The organism is uncultured Roseobacter sp., from assembly GCF_947495275.1.
In the GTDB taxonomy this organism is placed as follows: Bacteria; Pseudomonadota; Alphaproteobacteria; order Rhodobacterales; family Rhodobacteraceae; genus Roseobacter.
Map to the genome: position 1 here is coordinate 591,018 of NZ_CANLYL010000002.1, position 13,700 is coordinate 604,717.

The window sequence follows — 13,700 nt, forward strand, 5'->3', positions numbered from 1 at the left end:
CAGGCGTGGCCAAAGAAGTAAGAAATAGTTGTAGGCATTTCGGAGGCACATACCGGATTTGGAATTTCAAATGATACAGATCGCTTTTTGGAATGGATTTTGGGTTTTTATCGGCGTAGTTGCCGGTGCCGGGATTCAATATCGATTGATGCAAAAAACCGCGGTTAAACAAAGAGAGATGGCTTTCAAAGTTCTGAAAACTGAAACTGAAATGAATTGTGCTGAAGTCGACATTTTTCTCGACCGTATTGTTTATCTAAAAGATCGGGTGGGTGCCGGGCAAATCGAACAAAACGATTTGTTTATTTCGATGCAGGCTTTTGACTATTCTGCATTGATCCACTGGTCAACTCTGGCCACTTCCATTCTATGCTCTCAGCGGAAGATGTGCGTTCTTATTTAGAGTTTGTTCGGTTTTTTAGTAACGGCAACGCCCAAATCGTCAATTCGCAACTCCGAACCGAGCATGATCGGGGAAAATCAATCGATTATCTTGATTGGCTTGCCCGTAAGGCAGCGACTCTGAAGCAGTCTATGGAGGCTGTTGGTCAGAAAAAGTCAATTTCTGTAGGTACTCTTGCCCGCTAGAGGCGGGCAGCGCCCGAACCGCCCCCTTGGGGCGGGCGCGGCAAACTTTGGATAAGGCACCGATAGTTTCCCCGAAGGATTTGATCCAGCTCCACTGGACCATGCCTCACCCCCATTCGGGTGGGCACTTCGCGGCCACCGAATCCAATCAAAATAATCCAAAGGCAGGCCGGGCTGGCGCCCGGCCCACGACTTTTCCTGAGCGCCTTCGGCGAGCCCGCTGCACCTCTCCAATCAATCCCAATCGGATCACCGAAACGGACCGTCACTCAGCCCCGTCTTGTGACGCGGGGCCCTTGAGCTTGCGAGTATTCCGACTAGGCTACCGGAATGATAGATCGACGCATTGCTCTGAATGACCGGCTGAAAGCCCTCGACGCCGAGGATGCCGCCGGACTGGACGGTCAAAAAACCGTCGAACTGGATCAGCAGGCGGTCGGGCGATTGTCGCGTATGGACGCGTTGCAAAATCAGGCGATGGCGCAGGCTCAGGCACGGCGTCGGCAAGCAGAGCGTCAGAAGATCGCCGCCGCCCTCACGCGCATCACAGAGGGTGAATACGGCTATTGCACCGATTGCGGCGAGGAGATTGCACCGGCGCGTCTCGCTGCAGACCCCGCCATCGCCCGTTGTCTTGAGTGCACGCGCGGCGGGTGATGCGCCAAGGGTTTGGTCATAAATCCGACCGCGCGGCAGGTTAATTCACGCTTTCGTGCGCCTTCGGTGCACAGGCTGTGCACGCCCTGTGTACCGAAATCACAGGGACATTCGCCCTTGTTTTCCGGCGTTTTTGATCCGTCCTGGAGCGGCTCGAGAATTTCTGCACCGAACCGTTGCGCGGGCGCTGCGTAAAGGATTTGACAGTTACAAACCCGGTTGCACACTGCGCCCATGTTTGATCTCTCAAATCCACCGGCTGATTTCGTCGACAACCCCTTTCCCTACTATGATGCCTTGTTGCGCGAAGCCCCGGTTTGCCCGCAGCCGGACGGGTCCTACCTGCTGTCACGCCATGCGGATTTAAGTGCGATCTACCGAGACGTAAGCCGTTTTAAATCAGATAAAAAAGCGACCTTTGCGCCGAAGTTCGGCGAAGGGACGCCGCTCTTTGAACACCATACCACAAGCCTCGTTTTCAACGACCCGCCCTTGCATACGCGGGTGCGCCGGATCATGACCTCAGCGCTGACCCCTAGGGCCTTGAAGCGGATGGAGCCGGGCCTGATCGAGACCGTTGATGCGTTGCTGGATGCCATGCCGGAAGAGGCTGATCTTATTGAGGATTTCGCGGCCGCCATCCCCATCCAGGTCATTGGCAACCTGCTTGATATCCCCCAGGGCGAACGTGCTCCGCTGCGGGATTGGTCACTTGCCATTCTGGGCGCATTGGAGCCCACCCTGGATGCGGGACAACTGGCGCGCGGGCATCAGGCCGTCACAGAATTCAAGACCTATTTGCAGGATCTGATTGCGCGTAGGCGGGCCCGACCGGGTGATCCTGAAACGGATGTTCTGACCCGTCTGATCCGGGGGGATGAGACGGGGCAACTGTCAGAGATCGAGCTTATGCAGAACTGCATTTTCATCCTGAATGCGGGGCATGAGACGACCACCAATCTGATCGGCAGCGGGTTGGCTCTGCTTCACGATCATCCTGATGAATGCGGGAAACTCCTTTGCGATAAGGCACTTATCGACAATGCCGTTGAAGAGATTTTGCGGTTTCGGTCACCCAACCAGTTTGGAAACCGTGAGACCTGCGTGGATGTTGGCATTGGCGGTCATGCCATTCCCAAAGGAAGCAACCTGCATCTTTGCATAGGGGCGGCGAACCGGGACGAATCCGTCTTTGAAACTCCAGCGGAGTTCAAAATTAGTCGGTACCCCAACAAGCATCTTGCCTTTGCCGGAGGACCGCATGTCTGCGTTGGATTGACCCTCGCGCGCATGGAAGGACGCATCGCATTGGAGCGGTTTCTGGGGCGCTATCCGGGCTATGAAATTATGGGCAGAAAGCTGGGCCGCCGTATCAGATTCAGGGGCTATGCTTCACTCACGGCGCGCATCCCGCGGTGAAATGAAACATGGCTATGGGGGGTGACTGCCTCGAAACTCCTTGGATGCCGGCAAGCTCAGAGGCGCCAGGGGCGGCGCATTGATCACGAGCGGCTACCAACGTTTCATGCTTCTTACCATCTTTGTTGGAGGCAATGCGAGGGGGGCTATCGGTACCAACAAAGGCCAACCTAGACCAGCGTTCGGCCATTGAATCTTGCATTGAAGCGGGGCGAAATACTTTGGTCGCAAACTCTCCGCAACGCACTATACGGCCGATCCGCGACCGCCCGCAACTCAATCTACGTCATTTGGATGGTGTCAGAGCAACTTCAGATCGCTCGCCATTTGGCGACCGTCGCGTCCCTCGGATAATTCAAAGCTGACCTTTTGATCATCCGCCAATCCAGTCAGACCAGACCTTTCAACCGCCGAGATGTGCACAAACACATCCGAGCCGCCGCCCTCGGGGGCGATGAAGCCATAGCCTTTTGTGGTATTAAACCATTTCACGGTGCCGTTTGGCATTCGTCCCGTGCCTCCTTTTGTATTACTTACCGCCTCAGCGCTTCCGAGACAGCTTGTTCACGCGACAGAAATAATCCTTCTGATGCCCTGCCGCCCTTTAAGAGATTGATCAATCGATGTAAAAATCAAGCAAAACAGAACAAATCGCGCTCAAATTGGCGTTGATAAGCATAAAAATGGGCAAATCATGCAAATATATGGTCTGAAGAACTGTGACACATGTCGTAAAGCGATGAAGGCGCTGCCGCAGGCAGTTTTGGTGGATGTCAGGGCAGATGGTATCTCCGCAGAATTGACCAAGCGTGCCTTGGTAAAGTTTGGAGATGCCTTGATCAACACGCGTTCGACCACCTGGCGCGGCCTGGATGAGACAGAGCGGGCGCGGGATCCGGTGGACCTGCTGAAGTCTCACCCGGCTTTGATGAAGCGACCGCTCATCGTGGATGGTGAAAATATTTACCTGGGATGGGCGCCGTCAGTGCAGGCTGAACTAGGCGTGATGTGACGGCATGGCGGGTCTTGAGCGACGCAGAGCCGTGTCAAGCGAAAGCGGGCCTGCCCCTTTGATGACCAAGACCAGCAGGAGAAATACCCAGAAGCTTCGTTGATCCATTATGGCGCTGTCTGCAAAGCGGTCGAACCATGCGCCATAGGTTTCTTTGTGTTCCAAACCACCATGTCCGTATAGATCGGTTGCCGACTGAATACCTACAAATGCGATCATGCATAGGGCCGAAACGCGTGTGAACAATCCGATGACGATCAGGGCAGGGAGGATGAATTCGGCCCAAGTTCCGAGAACAGTGACGGCCCAGTGGCACAAGGAAAGTTGGGATGTGTCGTAGGTGACGGCTTCCATTGCTTTGGGGAAAATCTGGGCGTAGGCGCCCACCGAGGGTTGGAAAAGGCCCGCAAACCCTTCGCCCAGTTTCGTCAACCCAGACACCCAGAAATACATCAGCAGCGTCCCTGCGAATACAACGCGCGCCATCGTCGGGATCAACCAGTCTAGACGGGACAGACGATCCGTTACCCAATGATAGAAAGAGATCATTCAGCTGTCCTTTTTCTCGTAATCTGCCAGAATGCCCGATTGCAGCGCAAAAGTCAGTGTCCGCGCAAGGTCAAAATCGGGGGCGCGTTTCAAGGTTTGCTCATGGGCCTCACCAAAGGTCTTGCCAGCCGCGATCCGCTCAAACCAGTCAGCAGCGCCGCTCGGCAAAACATGCGGTTGCGGGTCGAAGTCCGGGCGCACGATCATGACATCCTGTGCGATTGCGCGCGGCTTTGAACCATCCTGCCCCATATTCATGCGCCATATATCGAATAATGGCCATGATGAGCGTAGCAATATGCTCGACGGGCTGAGCGAGAACCGCCGAGTCAATACCTGATCGGGCGCATCCTGGAAGACGGCAGGGTCCACAGCTAAGCTGTCGGCAGCGTGATACGAGCGCCGCATCGCAAGATCGAGTTTTGCACAATCAGGCAGATATCCCACATGTGCCAAAGGTTTGAAATCACGCAGAAAAGCCGGGAAATCTTCGCCGTAAAACATCATGAGCGGGGATGTAGGAGGATGCTCAGCCACGTAGAGCCGCGCAGTTCTTTCGAAGGTGTTTGACCCAAGCAACTTTAGCACCAACGGGAACGCTTCTTGCAGCGCCCGGATCAGGGAGACAGTCACGTTGTTTCTGTAAACGGAAAAGCGACTCCCAGCGGGCGTTCCGGCCCCATCGGTGAGATTAGACGGGATATCCCTCTCTGGATCCAGTAGCGCGACGGTGAACTCAGCCTGAGAAAAGGTCATGCGGTCATCGCGAGTGCTTGTGCTGCGCGGCTTGCTTCCTCGCGGAGCGTTGGCCAATCGGGCACGTCATTGTCCCACTCCACCAGCACCGGTTTTTTCCCGGTCTTCAGCAAAACCTGATCCAGCAGGTGCCAAACCGTATCTCGCACAGGTTTACCATGACTGTCTATGAGCAGAGGCGCCCCCTGATCGTCGAAGTCCTCGTCGTGCCCGCCGACATGGATTTCACCAACTGCATGAAGCGGGAAACTCTCGATGTAGTTTTGCGTGGACAGGCCGAGATTGGTCGCCGAAACAAACACATTGTTCACGTCCAGCAGCAAGCCACATCCGGTCCGTTTCACAAGCTCGCAGAGGAAGTCGGTTTCAGGCCAGGTGCTCTCTTCAAAGGCCAGGTAACTCGATGGGTTCTCAAGCAACATCTGGTGGCCGATAACGGCCTGTACCTGATCAATATGATCGGCAACCCGGCAGAGCGTTTCATTGGTATATGGGAGCGGCAGCAGATCGTTAAGAAACTCCGCGCCATGGGTGGACCACGCCAGATGTTCGGAAAAACTTGCTGGTTTGGACCAATGGATGAGGTGCTTCAACCGCGCCAGATGATCGGGATCAAGAGGCGTTTGCCCGCCAATGCTGAGACCCACGCCGTGCACAGACAGGGAGAATTGTTCCGAGAGTGCACGAATTTGCGCAAGGGGCCGACCGCCGTCCCCCATATAGTTTTCAGCATGAATTTCGATCCACTCGACGGGGCCGGGCTCCGCGCGCAGATCGTAAAAATGCTGAGGCTTATAACCGACGCCGGGGGCGGCTGGCAGACCATCCATGCGCGGGGAACTGTCTAGCATTCTGGCCCTCCAATCGCTGTCATTTCCCAGTGCCGGCGCGTTTTCTGGAATCAGTGCAATCGCTACCGCTTCCGACAGCTTGTTGTCTTAGGCTGGCAGGTCGCGGCTGAGTTCCTCCAACGACCCCTCACGAGGTGTGCCGTCCGCCATATTGGGCAGTTCGATATCTGCGCAGGTGCCCGCGTCAACCAAGGTCCAGGCGTTGCCTTGGTAATCAACGACGGATGTACCTGCGCAGGTCGTTCCCGGTCCGGCAGCGCAATCATTGGCACCGGCCAAAGAGATTCCGTAGCATTTTTCCTTGGCGGCGCCCTGTGCGGTTGTCACCTGCGATACCATTGCGGCTGCGACAGCTCCTGCGATCGCGACGGTTTTCATCGTGTTCGACATGATTTCATTCCCTTGTTACAGACCATTACGGTCAGATATAGAGCAAAAATAGGGTTTGCACATCTGACATGCCACTCACGAGGCTGTGTGTCACACAGCTGTTAAGAACGCATGCACGTCAGCAATGATATCGCCCATATTTCCTCGGAATTGTAACAAAAACAATGCCTCGGCGATGCCTGGCCACATGGCTCCTTGCGAATTGTTACAGCATGTCAGGCGGTGTTGCCTCGATAGAGAGGGTGTTCGTGATGGCATCCAACGGCTGAACGCTGGTTTGTTTCTCACCAAGTCGGCGAACGGTCACTGAGCGTTCTTCGACTTCGCGCGCACCCACAGCGAGGATGACCGGCACCTTGCCTACCGAGTGTTCGCGGACCTTGTAGTTGATCTTTTCGTTGCGGATGTCGGCTTCGGCGCGAACGCCGCCAGCGCGGAGAGCATCGACCACTTCATGCACGTAGTCATCGGCATCCGAGATGATCGAGGCCACAACAACCTGACGCGGGGCCAGCCAGAAGGGCAGTTTGCCCGCCGAATTCTCGATCAGGATACCGATGAAGCGCTCAAACGATCCCAGGCAGGCACGGTGCAGCATATAGGGGCGATGTTTCGCGCCATCCTCACCGATAAAGGTGGCACCCAGCCGTTCGGGCAGGTTTGGATCCACCTGAAAGGTACCACATTGCCACTCTCGGCCGATGGCGTCGGTCAGCTTGAAATCGAGCTTGGGTCCGTAAAACGCGCCTTCTCCGGCGTCCAGCGTGTAGGGGTGGCCGGTCGCCTTGATGGCGTTTTCCAGCGCCGCTTCGACGTGATCCCAGCTTTCCTCGGAGCCCACACGCTTTTCGGGGCGCGTGGCGAACATGATCTCGAAACTCTCGAACCCGAGGTCTTTGTAGACCGAGGATAGATAATTGATGAACGCCGCGCACTCGGCCTCAATCTGGTCTTCCCGGCAGAAGATATGACCATCGTCTTGGGTAAAGCCGCGCACCCGCATGATGCCGTGCAGCGCGCCAGAGGGTTCATAGCGGTTGCACGAGCCAAACTCGGCCATGCGCAGGGGCAGGTCGCGATAGGATTTCAGGCCCTGGTTGAAAATCTGCACATGGCAGGGGCAATTCATCGGTTTCAGCGCGTTGATCGCTTTTTCGCGGGCGTGTTCCTCATCCACCTCGACGATGAACATATGCTCCTGATATTTGTCCCAGTGACCGGAGGCCTCCCAAAGCTTACGGTCCACGACCTGCGGGGTGTTCACCTCTTGATAACCCGCGGCACGTTGCTTGCGGCGCATATAGTCTTGCAAGGTGGTGTAGATCGACCAGCCATTTGCATGCCAGAAAACTTGACCGGGTGCTTCTTCCTGCATGTGAAAGAGGTTCATCTCGCGGCCCAATTTGCGGTGGTCGCGCTTGGCGGCCTCTTCAAGCATGTTGAGATGCGCGCGCAGTTTTTCCTTGCCGGTGAAGGCCACGCCGTAGATGCGTTGCAGCATCGCGCGGTCGCTGTCCCCGCGCCAATAGGCGCCCGCAATGGACATCAGTTTGAACGCATCCCCGGGGACTTGCCCGGTGTGCTGCAAATGGGGACCCCGGCAGAGATCCTGCCATTCCCCGTGCCAGTACATGCGCAAGGGTTCGTCGCCTGGAATGGCCTCGATCAGCTCGACCTTATAGGGCTCGCCGTTGTTCTCGTAATGCTTGATCGCGCGGTCCCGGTCCCAGACCTCGGTACGGACGGAATCACGTTTGTTGATGATTTCCTTCATCTTTTTCTCGATGAGGCCGAGGTCTTCCGGTGTGAAAGGCTCTGCACGGTCAAAATCATAGTACCAGCCGTCCTTGATCACCGGACCGATGGTGACCTTGGTGTCGGGCCAGATTTCCTGAACCGCGCGTGCCATGATGTGTGCCAGATCGTGGCGGACCAATTCGTTGGCCTGTTCTTCGTCGGCCATGGTATGAATGGCAATGCTGGCGTCTGCGTCGATCGGCCATGCCAGATCGTAATGTGCGCCATTGACGGTCGCGCTGATTGCCTTTTTGCGCAGGGACGTAGAGATGCTTGCTGCGACATCGCCAGCGGTTACCCCAGCGTTAAATTCGCGGGCGTTGCCGTCAGGAAAGGTGAGAGAGATTACACTATCTTTTGGGGCCATCTTGGGCGCTCCTCGTCGGTTTGGCGCCTACGAGACGCCCGGTTGCGGGTTGTTGGCGATCTAATGACGGGTGCGGCCAATGCAGTCAAGCCGGCATTGCTGCCGGTATACCGAAGAATACGTTGACCGCGACATTTTATGTGTTAAATCCGACATGTGCCATGTCGCCAACAACCATTGGGGGAAGAGAATGCCGAGCTATAACCGGACCTTCGAGCTAAGTATCCATGACGTCGACCTGATCGAGGAAGCGCTGCGTGCCCGTGGTCGCGAATTGTGCAAAATGCGCCGGGCTCTTTCCGATGAAAACCCAGCAGATTTGCAATCCATCAATGTGATCGAGGCGGATCAGCGCGAAAACGAAGAATTGTTGGGCCGTCTGCACAATCAAAAGATTTTCTACCGTCCGGGGGCCGCGCCCTACGTTGGCGGGTGATGCTTTGACTGACGTGAAAGCGCCTGCGGCGATGGCCTCTTAGGCCGCCGCACAGCAACACACCCGCCCGGCAGCGCCTAAGCTTCCTCTGGCTGCGGTGAGAATTTGACAGCCTGTCCGGTTTCCAGCCAGGTTTTAAGACCTGCCAGAGTGCGATGCCACCCGTCCGCGACGCCTTCCTGACCTGCGGGAATATCATAGTGCTCCAGTGTCAGCAGGCAGTTTTCCCCTTGTGGTTCAATGATGTAGACAAAACGCGAGGCTTCAAGGGGCACATCCGGCCCTGCCCAATGTGGCTCGAACGTGCTTTCTATCCGCGTTTTGGGTGTCAGCTTGGTTTCCGTGCAGATCAACATCAGGCTTTCGTCGGGCATTCTGAAAATCAGCGCATTGCCTTCACGCGTACATGTGCCTGAGACGAAATTGTAGGCAGCATTGGCGTCAGGGTCCGTCAGCGCATGCCACAGTGCATCCTGAGTACAGTGAATAAAGGTTTGCATCATGAAATCGGGTTTGGTCATCTTCGGTGTTCCTTCAAGTTGAGATTTGAGATTAAGCACCGCTCGCGCCGCTGGTTGCTGGAGCAATGGCTCCACCCAGCGATCTATGGCTTCCTGTAGCGGAAGCGCGTTGAGATAGTGGTATTTGAACCGGCCTTTTTTGTGGGTCACGATCAGCTTCGCGTCTTCCAAAACGCCCAGATGTTTCATCACCCCAAAACGCGTCATGTCGAGCTGACCCTGCAAATCAAGCAGGCTTTGCCCGGGTTTCGCGCGCAGGCGGTCGAGCAGCGTGCGCCGGGTCGGGTCGGCAAGAGCTTTGAAAATCGAATCCATGAGCGATCTATACGTGATTATATTGTCACGTGACAATATGGTAACGTGATAATTTCCCAATACGAGGGATTGCGGGGGGCATCTTCTTGGGCGCATGATCTGTCAAAAGGGAAACGCCGAATGACCGAACCACGATATCTCGACACTGCTGACGGGCGTCGGCTGGCCTATCACCTGACGGAGGGAAAGGCCCCCTGGATCATCTTTCTGGGTGGTCTCAAATCCGACATGGAGGGCACCAAGGCGTTGCATCTGGAGGCTTGGGCGCGCGCCAAAGGCCTTGCTTTCTTACGGTTTGACTATTCCGGTCACGGGCAGTCGTCTCACCGCTTCGAGGAGGGCTCGATCGGCGATTGGGCGGAGGACACCGCTGCAATCATCGACGCGCTGACCGAAGGACCTATACTCCCCGTGGGCTCCTCCATGGGTGGATGGCAGGCATTGCTGCTCGCAAAACGAATGCCTGACCGGATCGCTGGTATGGTCACCATCGCTGCCGCACCCGATTTTACAGAAGACGGCTATTGGGCGTCATTTTCGGAGGCGCAAAAGCAGCAACTCACCAGGGAAGGGCGGGTGGAAATCCCCTCGGATTACATGGAACCCTATATCATCACCAGCCGGATGATCGAAGACGGTCGGGAACAGCTTGTATTGCGGTCAGATCTGGATTTGCCGTTTCCCGTCAGATGCCTGCAAGGCACGGCGGATACCGCAGTCAGCACGGAAACTGCCCTGCGCCTGTTGCAGCATGCAACTTGCCCGGACATGCGTCTGATGTTGGTGAAGGATGCAGATCATCGGTTTTCGGACGGCCCCTGTTTAGCTCTGATCGAAGAGGCTGTTGGGGATTTATTGGCAATCAAGGCATAGGAGTGCTGCATGGAACAACGGATCAGCCTCATTACGTTAGGCGCAAAAGACATGGATGCGTTGTCTCAATTCTACGATGCGCTGGGCTGGCAGCGAACGCCCTCGCCGGATGGCGTGATTGCCTATGATCTTATTGGCCAGACCCTCGGGCTCTACCCGTTGGATAAACTGGCCGAAGAAATCGGATTGCCTTTGTCGGACCTTGGATATGGGGCCTGCAGCTTTGCGCAGAACCTGCGATTCAAGGAAGAGGTCGCACCGCTGCTGGCAAGGGCGGAGGCTGCCGGCGCGCGAATCCTGAAGCCCGCACAGGACGTGTTTTGGGGTGGGCATCATGGGTATTTCGCAGATCCCGAAGGTCATATCTGGGAAATCGCCCACAATCCTTTTTCGCCTCTCCGCGCGGATGGCGGATTTCGTTGGCTTGGCTACGAGGAGACCTGATGCGCAGCCCCAGATCCATGTGGAGTATGGAGACGCTGGGCCGGGTACGCCTTTCTCGCTATTTTTACATGCGTGATTTTCTCTATTCCGAAATCAGCAATATGCATGGCGTCCCGAACGTGCCACCCAACCCTGATTTGGCCATTGAAAACGGCCGAAAGCTCTGCGTTCAGTTACTTGATCCGTTGGAGGAGACATTTGGCAGGCTGGCAATCCGCTCAGGATACAGGTCTCCCCAGCTGAACGGATACGGGAATGCTAACAAGCTCAATTGCGCGGCGAATGACAACCCAATCGAATGCCATATCTGGGACCGCGGCGATGGCGAGGAGGCGATTGCAGGAACGTCGCTTGCTGTTCCCTGGTTTACGGATCAATACGAACAGGGACGGGACTGGCGCGACCTCGCGTGGTGGGTACACGATCATCTACCTTACTCCGAAATGTGGTTTTTCCCGAAACTCGCCGCTTTCAATCTGGTTTGGCGACCGGTGCCACAACGCACGATTTCGAGCTACATCGCACCAAAAGGAATGTTGCTGCGAAAGGGCGAGACACCTGGAGAATCGCAAGAAAAACGCCGCGCACGCTACGCTGATTTTCCACAATTCAGAGGTGTAAATTTCCCGCAATACTAGATTATATTGTGGTCCTCTATATAGATTTCCGCAATATGTTGATTATTCGTTGACCGCGGATTGGGTTTCGGCAAGGTGACCTCCGGCACCATCGTTGGGGGATGAGTGATGCGCGGTCTGATGTCTTTTTTGCTTGCCAGCTGCTTTGCTTGGCCGATCGGCGTTTTTGCGGAAACCTGCGGCGGCAGCTATCCTGTCGCGCCCGGCGATAATTTGTCTTCGATCGCTTTGCGGACCTACAAGGACGCTGGCAAATGGACCTTGATCCACACTGCCAATCTGGATGTCATCGGCGAAGACCCTGACCGAATATTGATCGGAACAGAATTGAGATTGCGGTGCGTCAATGGTCTGCCCAAAGCCGGGCCTGCGCCAGCATCCGCAATCTCAGCCCTTCATGAGCGTGCCGATCCCGAAGCAAAGCAGCCGCGGGTTGGCCCAGCAGGTCTAGGGCCAGCGCGCCGAGGGATATCGCCGCTGAGAGTTGTAACCGGGGACGGGCAGGAGCCTTTTTCTGATCAATCCCTCTCAGGCGGGGGATGCTCGCAGAGGTCATGACAGCGGCGATCTCCGCAGGCTTCGATGAGTGGCCTTATGAAATATTCAGGATAAATGACTGGGGATCTCACCTGGACCCCTTGCTTAGCAAGCAACTGATGGATGTGTCGTTTCCCTGGCCCAAGCCCGATTGTCGTGGTTCATCAGGAGGCCAGTACTGCGAAGGTCTGGTGTATTCAGAGCCGATGTTTGAGCTTCTGATGCAAGTGTTTGTGCGACGCTCGGACCCGGTGTCGCTCGTCAATTTATCGAGCTCGCGCAAAGCGCTTGTGTGTCGACCGGCTGGGCGCATGACCTTTATGTTGGATCAGGGTGGCAGAAACTGGTTGCGTGACAAAGAAATCGAATTGGTACAGGCACCTTCGGTTGCAGGTTGCTTTGATCTTTTGATGAAGGCAGAGGTGGATTTCGTGGTTGCGAATGAGTTTACGGGGCGCGAAGTGCTGCGCCGCAGGAGCTTCAAAGACGAGATTGCGGCTGTCGCCAATGCACCGTTGGGCATCGTGACACTGCATGCGGTAGCGTCAAATGAAAACCCGCAAGCCAAGCAAACTATTCGCTTTCTCAACAAAGGGTTGCAGCACCTGCGCCGTTCAGGGGAGTACCAGGAGATCGTTGATCGCCATCTGGCGCAGGTCTGGGCAGGGCTATGACCATGAAAGGCCTCCTCAGAGCCGCCGCGATTGGTCTTTTGGTCGCTGGATCGGTAAAGACAGTAGAGGCGGATGTGACAATCCTGACGATGTCGGGTCGCCCTCCATTCGCGGATACGGACTGGCCTCAAAAGGGCATGTTCACCGAATTGGTCACCGCCGCGATGACCGTTGGCCCGGATCCTGAACCGTTCCATATCGATTGGCAGGGCGATCCGACAAGTGGATTTCGATCCGTTACGGAGAAGACCCATGATCTGGGTTATCCTGTCCCGCGCCCGCTGTGTGAGCTATCTCGTGACAAAGGAGGTCCGTGCGTCGCGTTCCACTTTTCCGACCCTGTCATGGAACTGGTAAATTTAGTTTTTGTGCGGGCGGATAACGATTTCGAGTTTAACTCGGACGCGGATTTAGAAGGCAGGTCTTTGTGTCGCCCAAAGGGTTTCTACATCGATGATCTGGACCGTCCCGGTCGTGAATGGCTTACCCGCGGTGTGGTGACGCTGGTGCAGCCGGAAATGCCTATGGATTGTTTCAAGATGTTGGTGGCGGGAGAAGTTGATCTGGTGTCGGTCAACGAATTTCTGGGGGTGCAGCAATTGTTTGATGCCCAATTGACTGAGATGGTTCTGCCATTGCCGAGACCGCTTTCCACCCAATCTTGGCACGTCGTCGTTTCAAAAACCCATTCGCGGGCAACCACGTTGCTCTATCGGTTCAACGCCGGGTTGGCCAAGCTCAAACAAACTGACGCCTATGCGGAGATAATCTCGCGGCACCTGACGATCTATTGGGATCGCCTCAAAGGCTGACCTGTGCAGAACGCGCGTGCGACAGACCTTGTGATTGCGCGTATAGCGGGTAATGTTCCGGATA

Annotated in this window: 18 protein-coding genes; 11 read left to right on the forward strand and 7 right to left on the reverse strand. The window is 55.7% G+C overall.

The genetic code is table 11. The annotated features are described in order from the left end of the window. Positions 1–70 precede the first annotated feature (70 nt). The 3 genes from Q0802_RS06180 (at position 71) to Q0802_RS06190 (ending at position 2,664) form a co-directional block, all read left to right on the forward strand. Positions 71–403 (forward strand): hypothetical protein, encoded by a 333-nt coding sequence (locus Q0802_RS06180; protein WP_298915109.1) that lies wholly within the window; start codon positions 71–73, stop codon positions 401–403. Between the two features lie 515 nt (positions 404–918). Continuing rightward, on the forward strand, positions 919–1,245 hold the full coding sequence (locus tag Q0802_RS06185; RefSeq protein ID WP_298915111.1) for a TraR/DksA C4-type zinc finger protein: 327 nt from the start codon (positions 919–921) through the stop codon (positions 1,243–1,245). A gap of 234 nt (positions 1,246–1,479) precedes the next feature. Then, complete coding sequence (locus Q0802_RS06190) at positions 1,480–2,664, forward strand: cytochrome P450 (RefSeq protein ID WP_298915113.1); 1,185 nt, start codon at positions 1,480–1,482, stop codon at positions 2,662–2,664. Between the two features lie 300 nt (positions 2,665–2,964). On the opposite strand, the gene Q0802_RS06195 is transcribed toward Q0802_RS06190, so the two are convergent. Then, positions 2,965–3,171, reverse strand: coding sequence for a cold-shock protein (locus Q0802_RS06195; protein ID WP_195820234.1), 207 nt, complete (start codon positions 3,169–3,171; stop codon positions 2,965–2,967). A gap of 187 nt (positions 3,172–3,358) precedes the next feature. Between Q0802_RS06195 and Q0802_RS06200 the strand changes: the two genes are divergently transcribed. Continuing rightward, positions 3,359–3,676: an ArsC/Spx/MgsR family protein gene (locus Q0802_RS06200; protein ID WP_298915116.1), complete on the forward strand. Its 318-nt coding sequence runs from the start codon at positions 3,359–3,361 to the stop codon at positions 3,674–3,676. On the opposite strand, the gene Q0802_RS06205 is transcribed toward Q0802_RS06200, so the two are convergent. The 5 genes from Q0802_RS06205 to thrS all read right to left on the reverse strand — a co-directional run bounded on the left by Q0802_RS06205 (position 3,662) and on the right by thrS (position 8,386). Continuing rightward, positions 3,662–4,225, reverse strand: a complete 564-nt coding sequence (locus Q0802_RS06205; RefSeq protein WP_298915118.1) for a DoxX family protein — start codon at positions 4,223–4,225, stop codon at positions 3,662–3,664. The genes Q0802_RS06200 and Q0802_RS06205 overlap by 15 nt on opposite strands. Beyond that, entirely contained in the window at positions 4,226–4,981 is a 756-nt protein-coding gene (locus Q0802_RS06210) for a DNA-binding domain-containing protein (protein ID WP_298915120.1), read from the reverse strand. Further along, positions 4,978–5,832: a DUF692 domain-containing protein gene (locus Q0802_RS06215; RefSeq protein WP_298915122.1), complete on the reverse strand. Its 855-nt coding sequence runs from the start codon at positions 5,830–5,832 to the stop codon at positions 4,978–4,980. Before Q0802_RS06215 ends, Q0802_RS06210 begins: the two co-directional genes overlap by 4 nt. Positions 5,833–5,919: 87 nt before the next feature. Continuing rightward, complete coding sequence (locus Q0802_RS06220; protein ID WP_298915124.1) at positions 5,920–6,222, reverse strand: DUF2282 domain-containing protein; 303 nt, start codon at positions 6,220–6,222, stop codon at positions 5,920–5,922. A gap of 205 nt (positions 6,223–6,427) precedes the next feature. After that, positions 6,428–8,386 carry a threonine--tRNA ligase gene (gene thrS, locus Q0802_RS06225; protein WP_298915126.1) on the reverse strand — a complete coding sequence of 653 codons (1,959 nt, stop codon included), beginning with the start codon at positions 8,384–8,386 and terminating at the stop codon, positions 6,428–6,430. A 190-nt stretch (positions 8,387–8,576) separates the two neighbouring features. On the opposite strand from thrS, the gene Q0802_RS06230 reads away from it, so the two are divergent. Beyond that, positions 8,577–8,822, forward strand: a complete 246-nt coding sequence (locus tag Q0802_RS06230) for a hypothetical protein (RefSeq protein ID WP_298915128.1) — start codon at positions 8,577–8,579, stop codon at positions 8,820–8,822. A 77-nt stretch (positions 8,823–8,899) separates the two neighbouring features. On the opposite strand, the gene Q0802_RS06235 is transcribed toward Q0802_RS06230, so the two are convergent. After that, a complete protein-coding gene (locus tag Q0802_RS06235) occupies positions 8,900–9,658 on the reverse strand; it encodes a helix-turn-helix domain-containing protein (protein WP_298915131.1) in 759 nt (252 codons plus the stop codon). Between the two features lie 120 nt (positions 9,659–9,778). Between Q0802_RS06235 and Q0802_RS06240 the strand changes: the two genes are divergently transcribed. The 6 genes from Q0802_RS06240 to Q0802_RS06265 all read left to right on the forward strand — a co-directional run bounded on the left by Q0802_RS06240 (position 9,779) and on the right by Q0802_RS06265 (position 13,636). Continuing rightward, positions 9,779–10,531 (forward strand): alpha/beta hydrolase, encoded by a 753-nt coding sequence (locus Q0802_RS06240; protein ID WP_298915133.1) that lies wholly within the window; start codon positions 9,779–9,781, stop codon positions 10,529–10,531. 9 nt (positions 10,532–10,540) lie between these two features. Continuing rightward, on the forward strand, positions 10,541–10,975 hold the full coding sequence (locus Q0802_RS06245; protein ID WP_298915134.1) for a VOC family protein: 435 nt from the start codon (positions 10,541–10,543) through the stop codon (positions 10,973–10,975). Next, a complete protein-coding gene (locus tag Q0802_RS06250) occupies positions 10,975–11,613 on the forward strand; it encodes a hypothetical protein (RefSeq protein ID WP_298915138.1) in 639 nt (212 codons plus the stop codon). The genes Q0802_RS06245 and Q0802_RS06250 overlap by 1 nt, the downstream gene beginning before the upstream one ends. A gap of 120 nt (positions 11,614–11,733) precedes the next feature. Further along, positions 11,734–12,171 (forward strand): hypothetical protein, encoded by a 438-nt coding sequence (locus Q0802_RS06255; RefSeq protein WP_298915140.1) that lies wholly within the window; start codon positions 11,734–11,736, stop codon positions 12,169–12,171. A 185-nt stretch (positions 12,172–12,356) separates the two neighbouring features. Further along, positions 12,357–12,824: a transporter substrate-binding domain-containing protein gene (locus Q0802_RS06260; RefSeq protein ID WP_298915285.1), complete on the forward strand. Its 468-nt coding sequence runs from the start codon at positions 12,357–12,359 to the stop codon at positions 12,822–12,824. A 2-nt stretch (positions 12,825–12,826) separates the two neighbouring features. Beyond that, a complete protein-coding gene (locus Q0802_RS06265) occupies positions 12,827–13,636 on the forward strand; it encodes a transporter substrate-binding domain-containing protein (RefSeq protein ID WP_298915143.1) in 810 nt (269 codons plus the stop codon). Positions 13,637–13,700 lie beyond the last annotated feature (64 nt).